The sequence below is a fragment of the Catellatospora sichuanensis genome, from assembly GCF_007483665.1.
GTDB lineage: Bacteria > Actinomycetota > Actinomycetes > Mycobacteriales > Micromonosporaceae > Catellatospora > Catellatospora sichuanensis.
In genome coordinates this window covers 96,835-116,830 of sequence record NZ_VIQO01000010.1, presented here as the reverse complement: position 1 = coordinate 116,830, position 19,996 = coordinate 96,835, and the positions used below count along the sequence as shown (strand labels likewise).

Below are 19,996 nucleotides of genomic sequence, written 5' to 3'. Positions count from 1 at the left end.
GCCCTCCTGTCGGTACCACCATCGAGATCCGCGAAAGTGCGGATGGCGCGGGGGTCGCGCCGGGCACCGTACACAGCCCATCCCGGCGAGCTAGGGACGGACCCCCGAGATTCCATCACGCCCGGTGAAAAGAGGAAAGCCCAGGCTGCCCGGAATCCGACACCGGATGGGATGCTCTTGCAGGCCAACCGCACAGTTCAGCCCGCAGTTTCCTTGGAGTCACGCACGGTGAGTGTCCAAAGCGCCCGAGTTATCCTTCTTGCCGGTCCGTCTGGATCGGGCAAATCGTACGTAGCTCGTCAAACCGGTCTCCCGGTTCTGTGCCTTGATGATTTTTACAAGGAAGGAACCGACCCGACACTCCCCCGAGTGAACGAGATGGTCGACTGGGAGTCCCCTTTTTCCTGGGACCTGGACGCGGCTATGACTGCGGTCACACAATTGGCGCAGACCGGTCACACTCAGGTGCCCGTGTACGACATCAGCCTCAGTGCCCGAATCGGCGATCGGCCGTTCCGGCTGGAGGGCGCACCCCTGTTCATCGCCGAGGGCATCTTCGCCGCCGAACTCGTCGGGGCATGCGCGCAGGCCGGGGTGCTGGCCGACGCGCTGGCGCTGCACCGCCCGCGCACCGTCACCTTCGCCCGGCGGCTGGTGCGCGACCTGGCCGAGCACCGCAAGCCGCCCATGGTCCTGGTGCGCCGCGGGCTGCGCCTGTGGCGGGAGGATCCGCTGACCCTGGGCCGGCAGTGCGAGCTGGGCTGCCGGCCCACCACCGCCGCGGCAGTGCAGCGCCGCGCGCGGCTGCTGGTCAGAGCAGCTTCGCGTAAGCCGGTTTGATCACCTCATTGATGATCGAGAGCCGCTCGTCGAACGGGATGAACGCGCTCTTCATCGCGTTGATGGTGAACCACTGCAGCTCCGCCCAGCCCCAGCCGAACGCCTCCACCAGCAGCGCCATCTCCCGCGACATCGAGGTGCCGCTCATCAGCCGGTTGTCGGTGTTCACCGTCACCCGGAAGCGCAGGTCGCGCAGTAGCCCGATCGGGTGCTCCGCGATCGAGGCGGCCGCGCCGGTCTGCACGTTCGACGAGGGGCACAGCTCCAGCGGCACGCGCTTGTCCCGCACGTACCCGGCCAGCCGGCCCAGCGTGCCGGTACCCGGCTCGATGTCGTCGACGATGCGCACGCCGTGACCCAGCCGGTCGGCGCCGCACCACTGCAGCGCCTGCCAGATCGAGGGCAGCCCGAACGCCTCGCCCGCGTGGATGGTGAAGTGGAAGTTCTCCCGCTGGAGATACTCGAACGCGTCCAGGTGGCGGGTGGGCGGGTAACCGGCCTCCGCCCCGGCGATGTCGAAGCCGACCACGCCCGCGTCGCGGTACGCCGTGGACAGCTCCGCGATCTCCATCGAGCGCGCGGCGTGCCGCATCGCGGTGAGCAGCGTGCCGATCCGGATCGGGGTGCCCGCCGCGGCCGCCGCGGCGCTGCCCTCGGTGAACCCGTCCAGCACCGCCTCGACCACCTCCGGCAGCGTCAGCCCGGCGGTGAGGTGCTGCTCCGGCGCGAACCGCACCTCGGCGTACACCACGCCGTCGGCGGCCAGGTCGAGCGCGCACTCGCGGGCCACCCGGCGCAGCGCCGGCGCGGTCTGCATGACCGCCACCGTGTGCGAGAACGTCTCCAGGTAACGCTCCAGCGATCCGCTGTCGGCGGCGGAGACGAACCACTCGCCGAGCTCCCGCGGATCGGTGGCGGGCAGCTCATGCCCGATCTCGGCGGCCAGCTCGACGATGGTGGCCGGGCGCAGGCCGCCGTCGAGGTGGTCGTGCAGCAGTGCCTTGGGCGCCTTCACGATCTCGTCATAGGTCGGAGTCACATGCACCAAGATATTCGGTGTGCTCACCGCCGAGATGACTGACGCGCTGCGCTGCCCCGTCTGCGCCGCCCCCCTGGCGCGCGCCGACGCCACCCTGCGCTGCCCCCGCCACCACAGCTTCGACCTCAACAAGTACGGCTACGTCCACCTCGCCACCGGCCGCAAGCTCCCCGAAGGCGACACCCCCGCCATGGTCGCCGCCCGCACCGCCTTCCTCGCCGCCCACCACTACCTCCCCCTCGCCACCGCCCTCACCCACCTGGTCGATCATGAACTTAGGGACGTGGTGGACGGCGTGTCGCCACCGCACGCCCGTGATCACCAACGCGAGGCGGCGGAGAGCCGGGACCGGGCCCGGGCCGAGTGGGGCCAGGACACGGGAGGATCGGGCGGGCAGGCGCGGGCCACCGGGCGACCGCTGGTGGTGGACCTGGGGGCGGGAACGGGGTATTACCTGGCCGCGGTGCTCGATGCCTGGCCGGCGGCCGAAGGGCTGGCGTTCGATGTGAGCAGGGCGGCGCTGCGGCGCGCGGCGAAGGCCCACCCGCGGGCCGGGGCGGTGCTGGCCGACACCTGGGGCACCCTTCCGCTCGCGGACGCCAGTGTCGACCTGCTGCTCAACGTGTTCGCCCCGCGGCACGGCGCGCAGATGCGCCGCGTGCTCAAACCGGGCGGCCTGCTGGTGGTGGTCACTCCGACCGAACGGCATCTCACGGAGCTGCGCGAACAGCTCGGCCTGCTGTCGGTGCACCCGTCCAAAGCCGAACGCCTCGCCCAGGAGCTGCGTGATTTCACCCCGATCGGCGAGCAGGTGCTGGAGTGGCGACTCGACCTGACCGCCGCCCAGGCCGAGGACCTGATCGCGATGGGACCCAACGCCTTCCACGACCATGCCCGTGCCACGGCCCCGGCGACCTGCACGGCCGCGGTCCGCATCGGAACCTACCGCCCGCGCTGACCGCCGCCGCGGACCTGTCGCTCCGCGATCGCCACCCGGCATGATCGCGGTTTCGTGGCAGAACCTGCGGCCCAACCCCACCTTCCGACACGAAACGGCGATCTTGCGAGAGGTCCCGGCCGGTCAGACCGACAGGTCGACCTCTTCCCAGCCGCCCGGCGGGTCGTGGAACTCGCCGAGGAACACCGACGACCACTCCAGCGCCCAGCGGCGCTGGCCGATCGCGTTGGCGTTCAGCTCGCCGGGCACGGGCAGCCCCTGGCGTTCCAGCTCCTGGAACGACCAGTCGAGGCAGTAGTGCAGGTCGAGCGCGGCCGCGACGACCGTGGGGTCACGCGGCGCGGCCAGGATGCGGGCCTGCCAGGCGGTGAAGGTCTCGCCCGCGTGCAGGTCGGGCAGGGACTCCATGAGCCGCGGCGGCACCAGCAGCGGGTCGAGGGTCTTGATGACGCCGAGCACCCAGCAGATGCCCGCGAGCGCGTCCAGGTGCAGCACGAAGGACTGCCGGTCGCCGAGTTCGTCGACGATCCAGGCCCACTCCGGCTCGGTCACGTCGGGGATGAGGGCGTTGGCGTCGAGCCACTTCTCGGCCTCCGCGGGTGGCATGCCGAAGACGCGCTCCATCGCCACATGCAGGATCGCCGCGCGGGCCTCCAGCTCGCCCGTGGGACGCAGCTCGACGGTGTCCCCCGGTTCCCATACCAACGGGTAGGAGTCCGGTGGCAGCGGGACGCCCAGCCGCGTCAGCTCCTGGAAGCTGGCGGCGCGCACGGCGAGGGGGTCCGGTGCGGGCAGTGCCACGGAATCAGCCGATCCGATCGATGATCAGCGGGCGGGAGGGTGCGGGCCCGTCTCCGACGACGACGGCCGACGCGGCGTCGACCCGGGCCACCGGCAGCCGGGACGGGTCGTCGGTACGCAGCTCGTACAGCACGTCGCCGGCGTTGACCCGGTCTCCGGGGCGCTTGTGCAGCACCACGCCGGCGGCGGCGCTGACCGGATCCTCCTTGCGGGCCCGGCCGGCGCCGAGCCGCCAGGCGGCCAGGCCGATGCCGAGCGCGTCGACCGACGCCACGATCCCGGAGCGCTCCGCCCGGATCTGCTCGATCTCGTTGGCGACCGGCAGCGGCGCGTCGGGGTCGCCGCCCTGGGCGCGGATCATCGCCCGCCAGGAGTCCATGGCGCGCCCGTCGTGCAGCGCGTCGGCGGGGTCGACGTCGGACAGCCCGGCCGCGGACAGCATCTCGCGGGCCAGCGCCAGGGTCAGTTCGACCACGTCGGCGGGGCCGCCGCCAGCCAGCACGTCGAGCGACTCCTGCACCTCGACCGCGTTGCCGACGGTCCGGCCCAGCGGGGTGTTCATGTCGGTGAGCAGCGCGACGGTGTCGACGCCGTGCGCCCGGCCCAGCTCCACCATCTGGCGGGCCAGCTCCCGGGCGTCGTCCACGGACTTCATGAACGCGCCCGTGCCGACTTTCACGTCCAGCACCAGCGCGCCGGTGCCCTCGGCGATCTTCTTGCTCATGATCGAGCTGGCGATCAGCGGGATCGCCTCGACGGTGCCGGTGACGTCACGCAGCGCGTACAGCTTGCGGTCGGCCGGCGCGAGGCCCTCGCCCGCCTGGCAGATCACCGCGCCGACGTCGCGCAACTGCGAGATGAACTCCTCGTTGCTCAGCGCGGCCCGCCACCCGGGAATCGACTCCAGCTTGTCCAGGGTGCCGCCGGTGTGCCCGAGCCCGCGGCCGGACAGCTGCGGCACGGCCGCACCGCAGGCCGCCACGAGCGGGGTCAGCGGCAGCGTGATCTTGTCGCCGACGCCGCCGGTCGAGTGCTTGTCCACGGTCGGCCGGGAGACCTTGGACAGGTCGAGCCGCTCCCCGGAGGCGATCATCGCGGCGGTCCACCGGGCGATCTCCCCGTCGGACATGCCGCGGATCAGGATCGCCATGGCCAGCGCCGACATCTGCTCGTCGGCGACCTGGCCCCGGGTGTACGCGTCGACGACCCAGTCGATCTGCTCGTCGCTCAGCGCACCGCCATCGCGTTTGGCCCGGATGACGTCGACAGCCGCGAACCTCATGCCTTCTCCTCGCTGCGCTCGTCGGCGGCATGGCGAACACTCATGATTCGCGCACGGTGTCCGCTCATGCCCTCGCCCCGTTCCGCTCGGCTCCGGCACGGACGACCGCACCCATGATCGGCTCGCTCACTGCACTCCTCCGTTGACAGCTTCCAGCTCGGCCAGGCCGAACCCGTGCGGGAGCAGCTCCGCCATGGTCAGCGGGCCGCCCTCGGCGTCGATCAGCATGCGCGGACCGCCCTGCTCCCACAGCAGCTGCCGGCAGCGTCCGCAGGGCAGCAGCGGATCGCCGGAGGCGTTCACGCATGCCATCGCGACCAGCTTGCCGCCACCGGTGGCGTGCAGTTGGGACACCATGCCGCACTCGGCGCACAGCACCACCCCGTACGCGGCGTTCTCGACGTTGCAGCCGACCACGACCCGGCCGTCGTCGACCAGCCCCGCGGCGCCCACCGGGAACTTCGAGTAGGGCGCGTAGGCGCGGTGCATCACGCGCACCGCCTCTTCGCGCAGCATCTCCCAGTCGACGTCCATCACGGCCCCTTTCCACGCTCGCCCGTCCGGCGTGGCGCCCGGCCGGGCGCCACGCAAGATCGGACCATCCAGCCTAGCTGTCAGCCCTTGACGTACGGCTTGCCGTCGGCCGCGGGCGCGCGGACGCGTCCCACCAGCCCGGCCACCGCGAAGATCGTCGCGAGGTACGGCAGCATGCTCAGGAACTGGCTGGGGATGGGGCTGCTGATGCTGTTCAGGAAGCCGGTCAGCGCGCCGAAGAAGCCGAAGAACAGCGACGCGAAGAACGCCCCGACCGGGTGCCACCGGCCGAAGATCATGGCCGCCAGCGCGATGAAGCCCGCGCCGCTGACCATGTACTTGCTGAAACCGGTGGTCGACAGCATCGAGAAGTACGCGCCGCCGAAGCCCGCCACCAGGCCCGCGAGCAGCACGTTCGCGTAGCGCAGGCCGAGCACCCGGATGCCGACGGTGTCCGCCGCGGCCGGGTGCTCACCGACGGCACGGGTGCGCAGGCCCCAGCGGGTGCGGAACAGCGCGATCGTGATCACGGCCACCGCGATCAGCGAGCCGTAACTGAAGATGTTGCCGTTGAACAGCGCCGGCCCGATGATCGGGATCTCGGACAGCCCGGGGATCGGCCAGCTCGGCACCTTGCCGGGGAAGTTGTACGCGTCCGTGTCGGGCCGCATCACCTGCTCGTAGAAGAACGCGGTGAGGCCGCCCGCGAACACGTTCAGCACGATGCCCACGACCACCTGGTCCACCAGGTACCTGATGGCGAACACGGCCAGGATCGCCGACAGCAGCGCGCCGCCGAGCGCGGCGGCCAGCAGGCCGAGCCAGAAGCTGCCGGTGAGCGTGCCGAACAGGGCGCCGAAGAACGCGCCGGTGAGCAGCTGTCCCTCGATCGCCACGTTGACCACGCCGCTGCGCTCGCAGAGCACACCGCCGAGCGATCCGAAGATCAGCGGGATGGCCGCGGTGAAGGTGGCCGCGGCGATGAAGCCCAGCGGCATGGTGTGCGACACCGTCGACACCGACATCTGCCAGCACAGCGCCGAGATGATGAAGCCCATCAGCGCCACACCGGTCAGCACGCCGAAGTGCTTGCCGGTGACCAGCAGCGCCACCCCGGCCGCGAGCGCGATCAGCCCGAAGATGATCGCGCCGGCGGTGCCCGGGATGTCGAATCCGGCGCCGGACACGTTCTCGCCGAGCGCGAACCGCGCGTTCTCGGAGCTGGCCAGCGCGCCGAAGACGATCGTGGCCAGCAGGCCCAGGACGATCATCACCGCACCGGTCTTGCGGGTGCGGGTCCAGTAGGCCTCCGGCACCGCCAGCTCGACGTCCATCGTGGAGGTTGTCACGCTCACCCCTTCGCCAATCCGGCCTGCGCGGCGGCAGCCGGCGACCTGCGCAGCCTGTAGATCGCCTTCACCAGCGCCGGGGCGGCGACGAAGAGCACGATCAGTGCCTGGATCACGACGACCAGCTCCACCGAGACACCGGAGAAGGTCTGCATCGCGTTGCCGCCCGCCTGGAGGGCGCCGAACAGCAGGCCCGCGCCGACCACACCCCACGGGCGGACCCGGCCGAGCAGCGCGACCAGGATGCCGTTGAAACCGATCTGGCCGATCATGTCGATGGTCAGCGCCGGGGCGGTGCCCAGCGCGACGCTGGTGCCGCCGAGCCCGGCGAGCGCGCCGGCGAGCGCCATGGTCAGCGCCACGGTCGTGCCGACCTTGATGCCGGCGGTCGCCGCGGCGTGCGGGTTGTGGCCGACCGCGCGCAGCTCGAAGCCGAACCGTCCGCGCTTGAGCAGCCAGGCCACCCCGGCCGCGGCGAGCACGGCCAGCACGATGGCGAGGTTGGCCCGCAGCAGCGGGTCCGGGATCAGCTGCGGCAGCCGGCCGGACTCCTGGATCGGCTTGCTGATCGCGTCCGGCCGGGCCGGGTCCTTGATCCCCTGTTGCAGGATGAACCAGCCGAGGAACAGGAACGCGATGTTGTTCAGCATGATCGTCAGGATGACCTCGTGCGCGCCCGTCCGTGCCTTGAGGACGCCGACCAGGTAGCCCCAGAGTCCACCGAGCAGCACGCCCGCGAGCACGCCGAGCGGCACCTGGACGATCGCGGGCAGGGACAGCGCCAGGCCGACCGTGCCGCCGGCGAGAGCGCCCATGATCGCCTGGCCCTGGCCGCCGATGTTGAACAGGCCCGCGCGGAACGGCACCGCCACCGCCAGGCCCGTGAAGATCAGCGGCGCGGCGTTGGTGAGCGTCTCCGAGATCGGGTAGAACACCTGCTGCCAGGTGGTCATGTTCCAGTACCAGCGGTTCACCGTGTCCGGGTTGACGATGGCGCCCTTGAACATGTCGACGTACGCCGTGCTGACGAACGCCCAGGTGTCACCGAGCGTCTTGCCCGGCTGGTAGAGCAGGTACTGCCACTGGTCGCGGACCTCGGCGTTGCCGATGACCATCAGCACGCCGCCGCAGATCAGCGCGAGCACGATCGCCAGCAGGGTGACCGTGAAGTTGTTGTTCGCCCACAGCTCCTCGCGCAGGATGTTCGCGAACGAGGGCTTGCCCTTCTCGGGCACGCGGTGGCGGGCGGGCTTCTCCGCCGGGTTGACGTGGTACTGGTCCACGTCGGGGGTCGGCAGCGCCGGGCTCTTGTCGGGCGACGCGGCGGTGGCGCCGGGTTCGGCCTCGATCGGCTCGTGCGACGTCATGAGGCTGCCTCGCCGTTGTCGCTCATACCCTCACCTTGGGTGTCCTGCTCGCCGGATGCCGGTGTCCCGGGGGTGTGCGAGCTGCTACTGGGGTCGATGCCGGCCATCAGCAGGCCCAGCGTCTCGCGCGGCGTGTCCGGGGAGACCACGGCCAGCACCCGGCCGCGGTACATCACCGCGACCCGGTCGGCCAGCGCCATCACCTCGTCCAGCTCGCTGGAGACGACCAGCACGGCCGCGCCGCGGTCGCGCTCGGCCACGATGCGGGAGTGGATGAACTCGATCGAGCCGACGTCCACGCCGCGGGTCGGCTGCGACGCGATGAGCAGCTTCAGCGGCGTGGACATCTCCCGCGCCACGATGACCTTCTGCTGGTTGCCGCCGGACAGCGCGCCGACCGGCTGGTGCGCCGACTGGGTGCGCACGTCGAACTCGGCGATCTTCTCGCCGGCCGAGCGCTCGATGGCGTCCAGGTCGAGCGCGAACCGGCCCCCGAACGGCGGGAGGTCGTACAGGTCGAGCACCAGGTTCTCGGCGACCGAGAACTCCTTGACCAGGCCGTCGACGCTGCGGTCCTCGGGTACGTAGCCCACGCCCGCGCGCAGCACCTCGCGGGTGTGCCAGGTGGTGATCGGCTTGCCGGACAGGTGCACGCTGCCCGCCCGAGCGGGGCGCAGCCCCATGATCGATTCGACCAGCTCGGTCTGCCCGTTGCCCTGCACGCCCGCGATGCCGAGCACCTCTCCGGCCCGTACCACCAGGTCCACGCCGTCGACCGCGCGGTGCTCCCGGTCGTCGGCGACGACCAGGCCGGAGACCTCGAGCACGGGCTCGCCCGGCACCGCCGCCTCCTTCGGCACCTCCAGCACCACGCTGCGGCCGACCATCAGCTCGGCGAGCTCCGCCTCGGGGGCGGTCGGCTCGGCGGTGCCCACGGTCCTGCCGCGGCGGATCACGGTGATCCGGTCCGCCACCGCCTTGACCTCGCGCAGCTTGTGCGTGATGAAGACGATGGACTTGCCCGCCGCCTTCAGCCCGCGCATGACCTCTAGCAGCTCGTCGGTCTCCTGCGGGGTGAGCACGGCGGTCGGCTCGTCGAGGATCAGCAGGTCCACGTCGCGGGTGAGCGCCTTGACGATCTCGACCCGCTGCTGGATGCCGATCGGCAGATCCTCGATGATCGCATCGGGGTTCAGCGGCAGGCCGTAGCGCTGCGAGACCTCGCGGACCAGCTTGACGGCCTTGGCGTGGTCGATGAAGCCGCCGCGGGCCGGTTCGGCGCCGAGCATGATGTTCTCGGCCACGGAGAAGACGGGCACGAGCATGAAGTGCTGGTGCACCATGCCGATGCCCACCTTGATGGCGTCGCCGGGGCCTTTGATGCGCACGGGTGCGCCGTCGACGAGGATCTCGCCCTCGTCCGGCTGCAGCAGGCCGTACAGCACGTTCATGAGAGTGGACTTGCCCGCGCCGTTCTCGCCGAGCAGCGCGTGGATCTCGCCCGGTTCGACGGTCAGGTGGATGTCATCGTTTGCGACGAGGTCACCGAATCGCTTGGTGATGCCGCGCAGTTCGAGTCTCAGCTCCGACCTCCGTTGGTCCCGTGCACCGCCGGACGCGGGGAGTCGGCCGGCGGGGTGCCGCGACGTTCCGTGTTCCGAGGGCGAGTGTGCGCTCATTATGTGGGCGGCCCCGGGGGGAGCGCACTCCCCGGTCCGCACTGAGCTTCAACCGGTCCGGCCGCCATCTCGACCACGGATTCCGTGGCGGGGACAGCGGCCGGTTGAGGAAAGCGAGGCCGCCCTCTCCGGTGATGATCTCACCGGAGAGGACGACCGGGTGTCACTTCGGCTGGGCCGGGGACTCAACCACGATCTTGCCGGAGATGATGTCCTGCTTCAGCGTCTCGACCTCGGCCTTGAGAGCCGGGTCGATCTTGCTGTCGAAGTCGTGGTACGGGGCCAGCGAGACGCCGTTGTTGGCCAGCGTGCCCATGAAGCCGCCGGTCAGCAGGGTGCCCGGGGTGCCGGCGGCCTTGGTCGCGGCCTCCTTCACACCGTCGGTCGAGTTCTTGACGACCGTGGTCAGCATGACGTTGCCGTACTTGGTGGTGTCGAAGCCGTCGGCGTCGACCCAGATCACGACGAACTTGTTGCCCGCGTTGGCGGCGGAACCGAGGCCCGAGCCACCCGCGACCGGGAAGATCACGTCAGCGCCCTGCGCGGCCAGCGCGTCGGACTTCTGCTTGCCCTGGTCCTGGCTGACGAAGGCGTCGTTGCCGCTGTTGAACAGACCGTCCTGCTTGGCCTTGTCCCAGCCGAGCACCTGGACGTTCTTGCCCTTGGCCTTGTTGTAGGCGGCCACACCGTCGGCGAAGCCGTCCATGAAGATCGTCACCGGCGGGATCTTCATGCCGCCGTAGGTGCCGACCTTGCCCGACTTCGAGTAGCCCGCCGCCAGGTAGCCGGCGAGGTACGCCGCCTGCTGGGTCTGGAACTGGATCGGGTACACGTTCGCCAGGCCGAGGTTGTCGGCGTCGACGATCGAGAACTGAACGGTCGGGTTGGCGGTCGCGGCCTTCTTGGTCGCGTCACCCATCAGACCACCGACAGCCTGGATGTACTTGCAACCCTTGGTGACCGAGTTGGCCAGGTTGGGGTCGTAGTCGGCCATGGCCGTCGACGCGGTGTAGCTCGGGTCGATCGCCGGGTTCGCGGCCTTGGCGGCCTGCAGGCCCGCCCAGGACGAGGCATTGAACGAGTGGTCGTCGATACCGCCGGTGTCGGTCACCATGCACGCGCTGAACTTCGCAGCGGCGCTGGTGCCGGTGCCCGGCGTTTCCTCGGTCGGCTTGGCACAGGCGGCTGCGGCGAACGCGAGGCCCGCAGACGCGACAAGCGCGACAATCTTCATCCCACGCACAGGGCGCAAGACGGTCTCCTCTCCCATAAAGACACCGCGCATGGTCTTTCCACCTGTGTGCAGATGGCGGCACGGTGAACCTCGTCCAGCAACATATCCTTCACGTCGCCGTTCGAACGACAATCGTGCAGGGTTGTTGAACGGTCGTTACCCCCGCGTGACCAGGACGTGTAAAGAATCACGAAGCAGCGTCGACAATAGGCCCCGGTAACTGCGCAGCAGGGCACGAACCGGGCATTCTTTCAGGTCCATGCCTGGTTGGGACTGGGGCGTGATGTCGGCGACACCTGCTCGCGTACCCTCGGCGATCGTGGACGCAATGGAAGCAGTACGACTGATCCTGCGGTACGCGCACCTGGTCGGCTTCGCCCTGCTGTTGGGCGGCGCGCTGGTGCAGTACTACACGGGACGCATCTACATCAACGCCGTCATGCTGTGGGGCGCGGTCATCCAGGTGGTCACCGGCGTCGCGCTGGCCGCGCCGCTGGGCCGCGAGATCCAGCCCGACCCGGTCAAGCTGGCGGTCAAGGGCGTCATCGCCATCATGATCTTCATCATGGTGCTGATCCCGTACCTCAAGAAGCGTGAGACGGTCAACAAGGGCCACTTCCTGGCCATCATCGGCCTCACCCTGGTCAACGCCGCCGTCGCCGTCTTCTGGCGCTGACCGAAGGCCGCGCGACCCGCGGCCGTGCGAGCGGTTTCAAGATCGCTGTTTCGTGTCGAAAGCTGTGGTCAGACCACAGATCCAGACACGAAACAGCGATCTTTCGTCGTCAGCGCGGGCGGCGGGCGCGCAGGGCGGCCCTGACGTCGCGGACCAGGGGGTCGTAGCCGTCGGCCACCAGTTGCGGACCGGCGGGCAGCACCAGCCAGTCAGCGCCGAGCGGGGGCGCGGGGACCTCCGCGCAGTCCACGGCCAGCCGGTGGTCCGGCCAGGCCAGGTCGAGCCGCACCGCGGGCTCCCCGTCCCGGGCCAGCACGTACTTCACCACCGGGGCCGGCAACCCGGCCAGCGCCAGCCGCACCCGTACCCGGCTCTCGTGCGGCCCCCGCGCGGCCGGGTCGACCAGCTGCGCCGCCTTCAGCAGCCGCCCCCAGCCGGGCTTGCCGATCCGGGCCTGGGCGTACTCCGTCAGCGCGCCGACGCTCACCGCACCCCGGGCGACCATGACGTCGAGCAGCGCCGTCGCCTCCACCACGTCGAGCCAGCGGGCCAGGTCCCAGCCGGTGCGCTGCGGCGTGGTGACCCGGATGCCGTCGACCCGCCGGGTCACGTCCTTCTCCGGCACCGGCCCCCGGTGCACCACGATGCCCGCCATCGGCCCGAACCGGCCCGGGGTGAGGATCTCCACCGCCTCGTCCGCCCCGTACGGTGCGCCGTACAGGCTGGCGGCCGAGCGGCCGGCGACGACTCCGTCCTCGGGCAGCAGGAAGTCGCTGACGGCCAGGCAGCGCAGCCGGTGGGTGATGGTCAGGTCGCGGTCGGCGTACACCCCGCGGAACAGCGGCCGCCAGGCGGAGCTGCGCAGCTGGGCGCGGGTGAGCAGACCGGACTCCAGCGCGTCGGCTCCCCGGAAGATCCGGCGGGCGAGCGCTTCGGGGCGCAGCGGCGGCTTGGGCACGGGCGTCAGCGTAAGACCCCGGTTCATGCGATCTTGCGTGAGTCGCGGGGGCGACACGCCCGAAAAGGACATACCACCAGGCGATCATGTGAATTTCTCACGATCACACGGCGTGTCGACACGTTTACGGCAAGTGGCGGCACACGGGGTCGAACCGCGTGCCGCCACCGCCTGTCAGCGGGGTGGCTCCAGGCGCCAGACGCGCAGTCCCGGACCGTCACCCGGCAGGGTCAACCGACCCATGCCGTCCGGTTCAAGGTCCGTAGCAGCGAAGACGCCGACAGCCCGCGCGCCCAGGGCGAGTGAGAAGTCCTCACCGGCCGCCCGCGAAGCTGCCACCAGAAGTGCATTCTGCTCGAATTCCCGCAGGTAGACCATGGTATCGCTGGTCACATGCAGCCAGCGCAGCCCGCCGTGGCGCAGCGCGGGCTCCGCGGCCCGCAACGCCAGCAACTCCCGGTACGCCCCGAGTGTCTGCTCGTCGCGGTCGCGCTTCCACGGCATCGGGGTGCGCGCGTTCTCGCCGTTCCAGCCGGTCAGGCCGAACTCGCTGCCGGCGTACACCATCGGGGTTCCCGGCAGCGTGACCTGCATGCCCAGCGCGACCAGGTGCCGCGCCGCCGATCCGGTGACGGTGCGGATGCGGGCCGAGTCGTGCGAGTCGAGGATGTTCCACGAGTGGACCAGCGACCGCCAGGACACCCGCGCCGCGAACGCCCGCATGGTGGCGTGCACGGCCGCCCCGTCCCGGCTCGGCACATCGCCCGGCGTGCCGAAGAAGTTGGCGAAGCCGGGCGCGTCACCGCGCAGCCAGGCCCAGACCGGGCGGGTGAACCCGAGATAGTTCATGGCCCCGTGCCAGCCGTCGCGATCCAGGTCGCCGGTCGCGTCGTGCATGTGCTCGCCGACCAGCATCGCGTCGGCGGGCAGGGCCCGCCGGATCAGCGCGGCCACCTCGTGGGCGTCGTCCTGCGCGGCACGGCGGCCGGTCATGTTGGCCACGTCCACCCGCCAGCCGTCGAAGTGCGCGAGCCAGCGCCGCAGCACGGCGGTCATCCGCTGCCGCACCAGCGGGCTCGCCCAGTTGAGTTTGGGCAGGCTCTTCACCCCGCACCAGGCCTCGTAGTCACCGGTGTCTGCGTCGAAATAGAACATCTCGCGCTCGGCAGAATCCACATCGGACGAGGCGCGGGTGAACCACTCATGGGCGTCGCCGCAATGGTTGGAAGTGATGTCGCCGATCAGCCGCATGCCGCGCGCATGTACGGCCTCGGCCAGCCGGGCCAGCGCCGCGTCCCCGCCCAGCAGCGGATCCACCTGGTCGAAGGTGGACGCGTCGTAGCGGTGGTTGGACCGGGCCGGGAAGACCGGGGTCAGGTAGACGGTGTTCACGCCCAGCGCCTGGATGTGGTCCAGGTGCTCCGTGATGCCGTCCAGGTCGCCGCCGAAGAGCTGCTCGGCGGTGCCCGGACCCTGCCCGATGACCTCGTCACGGTCCCAGTCGCGGGGCAGCGCCCAGTCCGGCAGGTCCGCTTCCGCCATTGGCTTCGCGTGCGCCGAGCGGGCGAAACGGTCCGGGAAGATCTGGTACAGCACGGCGTCCGCGGACCAGGCCGGGGGCGCGTCGTAGGCGACGGCCCGGAAATCGGTGTCGTCGGGCAGTTCGTGCCCGACCACCCCGCCCGCGGTCAGCCAGTACGTGTCACCGGCAGCGGTGCGCAGGTGGAAACGGTAGTTCGTCACCGGATTGCGCACGGTGAGCGCGGCCCGCCACCAGACGTCGGTCGCGCCGTAGCCACCGACCGCCGAGCCGGTCCGATCCGGATCGACCTCGGCCGCCACGAACCACGGCTCCCCGTCCGGCGTGCTCCGCAGGTGCACCGCTTCCACTCCGGCCGCCGCAGGCACCCGCACCCACACGGTGACCACGTCACCCAGCGCCGGTGCGCCGTCCGAGACGTACAGGGCAGAGCCGTCATGATGCGGCTGTTCGATGAGACGCATTGTCGCGCCATCCTTCCGTTTTCAGAGGATGTCGACGTTTCAGCCCGCAGTCCCGTTCACCGGAACCCGAGGTCGCGACACTGCTGTTCCTGCTGCCCCACCTCGCCGCGTTGATCATGAAGTTGTGGCAGCGACACACCGTCGAGCCGTGCCATAAGTTCATGATCAACGCGGCGGAAGGTCAGCCCTTGACTGCGCCGGCGGTCAGGCCGCTGACGATGTACTTCTGGAGCCAGAGGAAGAGGCTGACGGTGGGGATCGCCGTCAGGAGGGTGGCGGCGGCGAACATGCCGAAGTTGGCGTCGCGTTTGTCGGTCAACATGCCGTACATGCCGACGGCCAGGGTTTTGGCCTCGGTGTCGCGGAGGAAGACGTTGGCGATGAGGAACTCGTTGATGGTGCCGATGAAGGAGAGCATCGCCGTCACCGCGAGCACCGGGCCGACCAGCGGCAGGATGATGCGGAAGAAGGTCTGCACATGCGACGCGCCGTCCATGGTGGCCGACTCGTCGATCTCCTTGGGCACCGTGTCCAGGTAACCCTTCATCAGGTACGTGTTCACGCCCAGCGCGCCGCCCAGGTACAGCACCAGCAGACCCCACGGCTTGTTGAAGCCGAACGCCGGGTACAGCTCGGTGACCTCGGTGAACACGATGAAGATGGCCACGATCGCCAGGAACTGCGGGAACATCTGGATGAGCAGGATGGACAGCAGGCCCACCCGGCGGCCCCGGAACCGCATCCGGCTGAAGGCGTACGCCGCCGCCACGCTGATCAGCAGACCCGCGAAGGCCGAGATCAGCGCGATGATCACCGAGTTCAGGAACCACTTGGTGAACGGGTGGTCACCGGTCAGCAGGTCGACGAAGTTCTTCAGGCTGGCACCCTCCGGGATGAGCCCGGTGGAGCCGAGCGTGCCCAGCGGGTTGATCGCGGCGGACACCACGAACACCACCGGGAACAGCGCGAACGCGCATACCACCAGCACCACCGCGTAGCGCCAGCCGACGTCTCTGAGCCACTTGATCACGAGTACACCTCCTCCTGCGCCCGGCTGCGCCAGAACGCCACAGTGGAGACCGTGGCCACGATCGCGAAGATGAACACCGAGATGGCCGCGGCGAAGCCGAAGTCGGCCACGCCGGAGTCGAAGCCCGCGACCCGGTACGTGTAGCTGATCAGCAGGTCGGTCGCGCCGACGGTGCTGTTGTCGATCGCGTACGGGCCGCCGTTCGTGACCAGCTTGATGTTGTTGAAGTTGTTGAAGTTGAAGCCGAACGAGGAGATCAGCAGCGGGGTCAGCGCCACCAGCACCAGCGGCAGGGTGACCCGCCGGAACCCGGCCCACGCGGACGCGCCGTCGATGCGGGCCGCATCGGTCAGCTCCCGCGGCACGGCCTGCAGCGCACCCGTGATCACCAGGAACATGTACGGGAAGCCCATCCACAGGTTGATCACGATGAGCCCGAGCCGTGCCGTGGTCGGCGTGCCCAGCCAGTCGTGCACCCCGAACAGCTTGCTGATCAGCCCGAAGTCGGTGTTGAACATGTCCCGCCAGATCAGCAGCATGGCGAAACCCGGCATGGCGTACGGCAGGATCAGCAGGATCCGGTAGAACTTCGTGCCGCGCACCCGGGGCGAGTGCAGCGCCAGCGCCACGATCATGCCGAGCGCGAACGTCGTCGCGACCGCGCTGAGCGCGAAGACGAAGTTCCAGATCAGCACGTTGAGGAAGTGCCCGGAGATGGTCGGGTCGGTCAGCGCCTTGGTGAAGTTGGCGAACCCGACGTCGACCTTCCAGCCCTGGTCGAGGTGCTTGCCCTCGGCGTCGACGAAGTAGCCCTCGACCTCGTCCGCGACCCACCTGCCGCCGCTGGGGCTGGTGACGCAGTCGCAGGCCGCGTCGTAGGACTTGTCCGCCTTGCCCTCGAAGGCCCGGCTCAGGCCGGTGGCCTTGACCGCGCCACCCGGGGTCGGCACCGAGAACGCCGCGATCTCCGCATCGCGCTCGGCCGCCTGCGCGGTCGGAATCACGGTGTACCCGGCGGCGGTCAGCACCTTGCCCGTCAGCGACACCTCGGCCCCGTCGACCGGGGTCAGGCCCGCGGCGGTGCCCGCCTGTACGGCCTTGGTGGCCGGGTCGACCAGCAGGAACACCATCTCGCCGTCGCGCTCGGCGATGGTCAGGTAGTACTCCGGCGAGCCCGGCACCTGGGTCACCGAGCTGGTCTCGATGGCCCGGATCGCCTCTTCCTTGGTGCCCCGGTGCCCGTCGCCGAAGTTGGTGAAGGCGGTGACGAAGGTCAGCACGATTGGCACGATGGCGAAGGCGATCAGGAAGATCGTGCCCGGCACCAGGTACTTCGCCGGGATGTGGCGCGGGGTCAGGTAGAGGTAGGCGACGAGCGCCGTGACCACGCCGACGACGACCAGGGCCGTCCAGGCCTCGGTCTGGATCAGCGGCGGGAGCGCGTAGATCAGCAGTGCGGCGACGATGCCCAGCACCGCGATACGCGACACGATGAAGCCGGTGGACAGCTCGCGGGTGCGGCGGACCTGCTCCGCGTCGCCGCGACGCCCACCCCGGGAGCGCTGGTCGGGGGCCTGCCCGGACGGCCCCGGGTGCGGGGAGCTCGCGCTCCCCGCACCCGTCACCTCAGTGGTCATGAGGCAGGACTACTTGTTGATCTCGGCGGTGATGGCCTTGGCTGCGGCCTCGGCCGCGGTCTTGGCGTCGCCGCCCTTGACCACCGCCACCTCGGCGTTGGCCATCGGGCCCCAGATCGCGCCCATGGCCGGGATGGCCGGCATCGGGATGCCGTTGGCGCCGGCCTGCACGAACTTCTCCGCGTTCGGGTCCAGCGCCTTCACGGCGTCGGCGGCCGCGGTCAGCGCCGCGGGGCGCGGGTCGGCCTTGTACAGCGCCAGGGCCACGTCCTTGTTGGTGACGTAGTTGGCCACGAACTCCTGGGCCAGCACCTTGCTCTTGCCCTTGGCCGCGACGTAGAACGCCTGCACGCCGAGGAACGGCTTGGCCTGGCCACCGGCCGCGAAGCCGGGGACCGCGCTGATGTCGAAGCCGAAGCCGGCCTTCTTGACGTCGTTCATCGACCACGGGCCGGAGATCAGGAACGCGCACTTCTTCTGCACGAAGCTGGGGATGCCGTTCTCGTTGCCGATCGAGGTCTTGATCGCGCCCTCGCCCTTCTCGCCGAGCGCCTTCATCTTCTCCAGCGCGGCGATCGACTCGGGGGTGTTCACCGTGACCTTGGACGGGTCCGGGTCACCGGAGGCGGTGGTGCCGAACAGCGAGCCGCCGGCCGCCGAGAACAGCGGGTACGTGTGGTACACGTCGCCGGCCGCACCGAACGGCACGCAGAGGATCTCCTGGACCTTCTTGGCGGCCTTGAGGTCCTTGCCGGCCTTGATCAGGTCCTCGATCGTGGCGGGCGCGGTGGGCACCAGATCCGTGTTGCGGATCAGGGCCACGTTCTCCATCGCGTACGGCGCGCCGTAGATCTGCCCGTTGAAGGTCACGGCCTTGATCGCGTTCGGGTGGAAGGCGGCCTTCTGGTCAGCGGTCAGCTGCACCGGGTCGATGGCGCCGTTCTGCACCATGTTGCCGATCCAGTCGTGCGCGCCGACCATGATGTCCGGGCCGCTGCCCTGCTGCGAGGCGGTGATGAAGGTCTGCTGCTGGTTCTCGCTGATCTCCTTGACCTCGACCGTCACGCCGTTCTCCTTGCCGAACGCCTCGGCGAACGGCTTGAGGACGGGAGCACGCGTCGGGTCGGTCCACAGCACGAGCTTGCCGTTGCCCTTGTCCTTGCTGGGGGTGGCGGCCGGCTCGTTGGTTCCGCCGCAAGCCGCGACACCGAGCATCAGCAGCCCGGCGGCGGCGATCACACCCGCGGTACGGATGCGCATGAGCACTCCTTCGAGAAGGGTCACCCAGGTGACCCGGGGGTGACCGCTCGGGCTAATCCACGCGCCCGGGCGGCCGAGAGGGGTCGACGCGCCCCGTTCTGGAAGGTCTTCCAGAATCGGTGACGCACCACAGCACCCCGTTGCCGGGGTTGTGATCCGTGTTACGGAGTTTGTTGCCGGGAGGTTAGCAAGCCTTTGCAAGCAATGGAAGACCTTGCAACGTGCCCATATCAACATCGGGCTGTCTTCGGCTAGAGTGCCGCCATGCGCGCACGACTCTCTGACATCGCCCAGCAGGCGGAGGTGAGCGAAGCCACCGTCTCCCGGGTGCTGAACGACCGGCCCGGCGTCTCCGCCGACACCCGGCAGGCCGTGCTGACCGCCCTCGACGTGCTGGGCTACGAGCGCCCCGCCCGGCTGCGCAAGCGCAGTGCGGGCCTGGTCGGCCTGGTGGTGCCGGAGCTGGACAACCCGATCTTCCCGGCGTTCGCCCAGATCATCGAGACGACCCTGGCTCAGCAGGGCTTCACCCCGGTGCTGTGCACCCAGACCCCCGGCGGCGTGACCGAGGACGAGTACGTCGAGATGCTGCTCGACCGGCAGGTCTCCGGCATCGTCTTCGTCTCAGGCCTGCACGCCGACTCGACCAGCGACCCCGAGCGCTACCGCAAGCTGCTTGCCCGGCCGCTGCCGATCGTGCTGGTCAACGGCTACGCCGAGAACATCGAGGCGCCGTTCATCTCCTGCGACGACCGGGCCGCCGGCGAGCTGGCCGTGGCCCACCTGGTGGCACTCGGCCACAAACGGATCGGCCTGATCTCCGGCCCGGACCGTTACCTGCCGGTGCAGCGCAAGATCGAGGGCTACCGGGCCGGCATGCGCCGCCTGCTCAACCTCAGCGACGCGCAGATCGACGAGATGATCTCGCTGTCCCTGTTCGGCGTGGAGGGCGGCGACGCGGCCGCGTCGCGTCTGCTGGACAAGGGCGTGACCGGTTTCGTCTGCGGCTCGGACCTGATGGCGCTGGGCGCGATCCGCGCGGTGCGGCAGCGCGGCCTGCAGGTGCCCACGGACGTCTCGGTGGTCGGCTACGACGACTCGCCGCTGATCGCCTTCACCGACCCGCCCATGACCACGCTGCGCCAGCCGGTGCGGGCGATGGCCGTGGCAGCCGTACGGGCACTCGTGGACGAGATCAAGGGGCACCCCGCGCCGCACTCGGAGTACATTTTCCGACCGGAGCTGGTCGTTCGGGGATCCACGGCCGCCCATAGCGCGTGACTGAGCGTCAGTATGACGATTGAAACTTTCTGAAATCGTCTGCTTGACTCTTGCGCAACTTGCAGGA

16 protein-coding genes and 1 pseudogene are annotated in these 19,996 nt (G+C 69.8%); 4 read left to right on the top strand and 13 right to left on the bottom strand.

Annotated elements, in window-relative coordinates; translation table 11 throughout:
* Positions 1-42 precede the first annotated feature (42 nt).
* The gene (locus tag FLL47_RS20565) at positions 43-840 is read left to right on the top strand and encodes a uridine kinase family protein (protein WP_342780342.1); all 798 of its coding nucleotides are present in this window, start codon (positions 43-45) and stop codon (positions 838-840) included.
* Here FLL47_RS20565 and FLL47_RS20560 read toward each other — a convergent pair.
* Positions 812-1,879, bottom strand: a complete 1,068-nt coding sequence (locus FLL47_RS20560) for an adenosine deaminase (RefSeq protein ID WP_144122165.1) — start codon at positions 1,877-1,879, stop codon at positions 812-814. The genes FLL47_RS20565 and FLL47_RS20560 overlap by 29 nt on opposite strands.
* A gap of 34 nt (positions 1,880-1,913) precedes the next feature.
* Between FLL47_RS20560 and FLL47_RS20555 the strand changes: the two genes are divergently transcribed.
* Positions 1,914-2,837, top strand: coding sequence for a putative RNA methyltransferase (locus FLL47_RS20555; protein ID WP_144122370.1), 924 nt, complete (start codon positions 1,914-1,916; stop codon positions 2,835-2,837).
* A 123-nt stretch (positions 2,838-2,960) separates the two neighbouring features.
* On the opposite strand, the gene FLL47_RS20550 is transcribed toward FLL47_RS20555, so the two are convergent.
* From FLL47_RS20550 to FLL47_RS20520, 7 genes and pseudogenes are all read right to left on the bottom strand, one after another.
* Positions 2,961-3,638 carry a DUF4272 domain-containing protein gene (locus tag FLL47_RS20550; RefSeq protein ID WP_144122164.1) on the bottom strand — a complete coding sequence of 226 codons (678 nt, stop codon included), beginning with the start codon at positions 3,636-3,638 and terminating at the stop codon, positions 2,961-2,963.
* Between the two features lie 4 nt (positions 3,639-3,642).
* On the bottom strand, positions 3,643-4,920 hold the full coding sequence (locus FLL47_RS20545) for a thymidine phosphorylase (protein WP_144122163.1): 1,278 nt from the start codon (positions 4,918-4,920) through the stop codon (positions 3,643-3,645).
* A gap of 138 nt (positions 4,921-5,058) precedes the next feature.
* A pseudogene (locus FLL47_RS20540) lies at positions 5,059-5,454 on the bottom strand (cytidine deaminase); the annotation flags it as partial.
* Positions 5,455-5,534: 80 nt separating this feature from the next.
* Complete coding sequence (locus FLL47_RS20535; protein WP_144122369.1) at positions 5,535-6,788, bottom strand: ABC transporter permease; 1,254 nt, start codon at positions 6,786-6,788, stop codon at positions 5,535-5,537.
* Positions 6,789-6,805: 17 nt separating this feature from the next.
* A complete protein-coding gene (locus tag FLL47_RS20530) occupies positions 6,806-8,170 on the bottom strand; it encodes an ABC transporter permease (protein ID WP_144122161.1) in 1,365 nt (454 codons plus the stop codon).
* Positions 8,167-9,849: an ABC transporter ATP-binding protein gene (locus tag FLL47_RS20525; protein WP_144122160.1), complete on the bottom strand. Its 1,683-nt coding sequence runs from the start codon at positions 9,847-9,849 to the stop codon at positions 8,167-8,169. Before FLL47_RS20525 ends, FLL47_RS20530 begins: the two co-directional genes overlap by 4 nt.
* Positions 9,850-10,012: 163 nt before the next feature.
* Entirely contained in the window at positions 10,013-11,083 is a 1,071-nt protein-coding gene (locus FLL47_RS20520; RefSeq protein WP_144122368.1) for a BMP family lipoprotein, read from the bottom strand.
* 328 nt (positions 11,084-11,411) lie between these two features.
* On the opposite strand from FLL47_RS20520, the gene FLL47_RS20515 reads away from it, so the two are divergent.
* Positions 11,412-11,759, top strand: coding sequence for a hypothetical protein (locus FLL47_RS20515; protein ID WP_144122159.1), 348 nt, complete (start codon positions 11,412-11,414; stop codon positions 11,757-11,759).
* 109 nt (positions 11,760-11,868) lie between these two features.
* Here FLL47_RS20515 and FLL47_RS20510 read toward each other — a convergent pair whose 3' ends face one another.
* The 5 genes from FLL47_RS20510 to FLL47_RS20490 all read right to left on the bottom strand — a co-directional run bounded on the left by FLL47_RS20510 (position 11,869) and on the right by FLL47_RS20490 (position 18,648).
* Positions 11,869-12,717 (bottom strand): hypothetical protein, encoded by an 849-nt coding sequence (locus FLL47_RS20510; protein ID WP_144122158.1) that lies wholly within the window; start codon positions 12,715-12,717, stop codon positions 11,869-11,871.
* A 174-nt stretch (positions 12,718-12,891) separates the two neighbouring features.
* Positions 12,892-14,721 carry a glycoside hydrolase family 13 protein gene (locus FLL47_RS20505; RefSeq protein WP_144122157.1) on the bottom strand — a complete coding sequence of 610 codons (1,830 nt, stop codon included), beginning with the start codon at positions 14,719-14,721 and terminating at the stop codon, positions 12,892-12,894.
* A 181-nt stretch (positions 14,722-14,902) separates the two neighbouring features.
* Complete coding sequence (locus FLL47_RS20500; protein ID WP_144122156.1) at positions 14,903-15,751, bottom strand: sugar ABC transporter permease; 849 nt, start codon at positions 15,749-15,751, stop codon at positions 14,903-14,905.
* On the bottom strand, positions 15,748-17,388 hold the full coding sequence (locus FLL47_RS20495; protein WP_144122155.1) for an ABC transporter permease subunit: 1,641 nt from the start codon (positions 17,386-17,388) through the stop codon (positions 15,748-15,750). The genes FLL47_RS20500 and FLL47_RS20495 overlap by 4 nt, the downstream gene beginning before the upstream one ends.
* Before the next feature lie 9 nt (positions 17,389-17,397).
* Positions 17,398-18,648 carry a sugar ABC transporter substrate-binding protein gene (locus FLL47_RS20490; protein WP_144122154.1) on the bottom strand — a complete coding sequence of 417 codons (1,251 nt, stop codon included), beginning with the start codon at positions 18,646-18,648 and terminating at the stop codon, positions 17,398-17,400.
* Between the two features lie 264 nt (positions 18,649-18,912).
* Here FLL47_RS20490 and FLL47_RS20485 point away from each other — a divergent pair, with 264 nt between their 5' ends.
* Positions 18,913-19,929, top strand: coding sequence for a LacI family DNA-binding transcriptional regulator (locus FLL47_RS20485; RefSeq protein WP_144122153.1), 1,017 nt, complete (start codon positions 18,913-18,915; stop codon positions 19,927-19,929).
* Positions 19,930-19,996 lie beyond the last annotated feature (67 nt).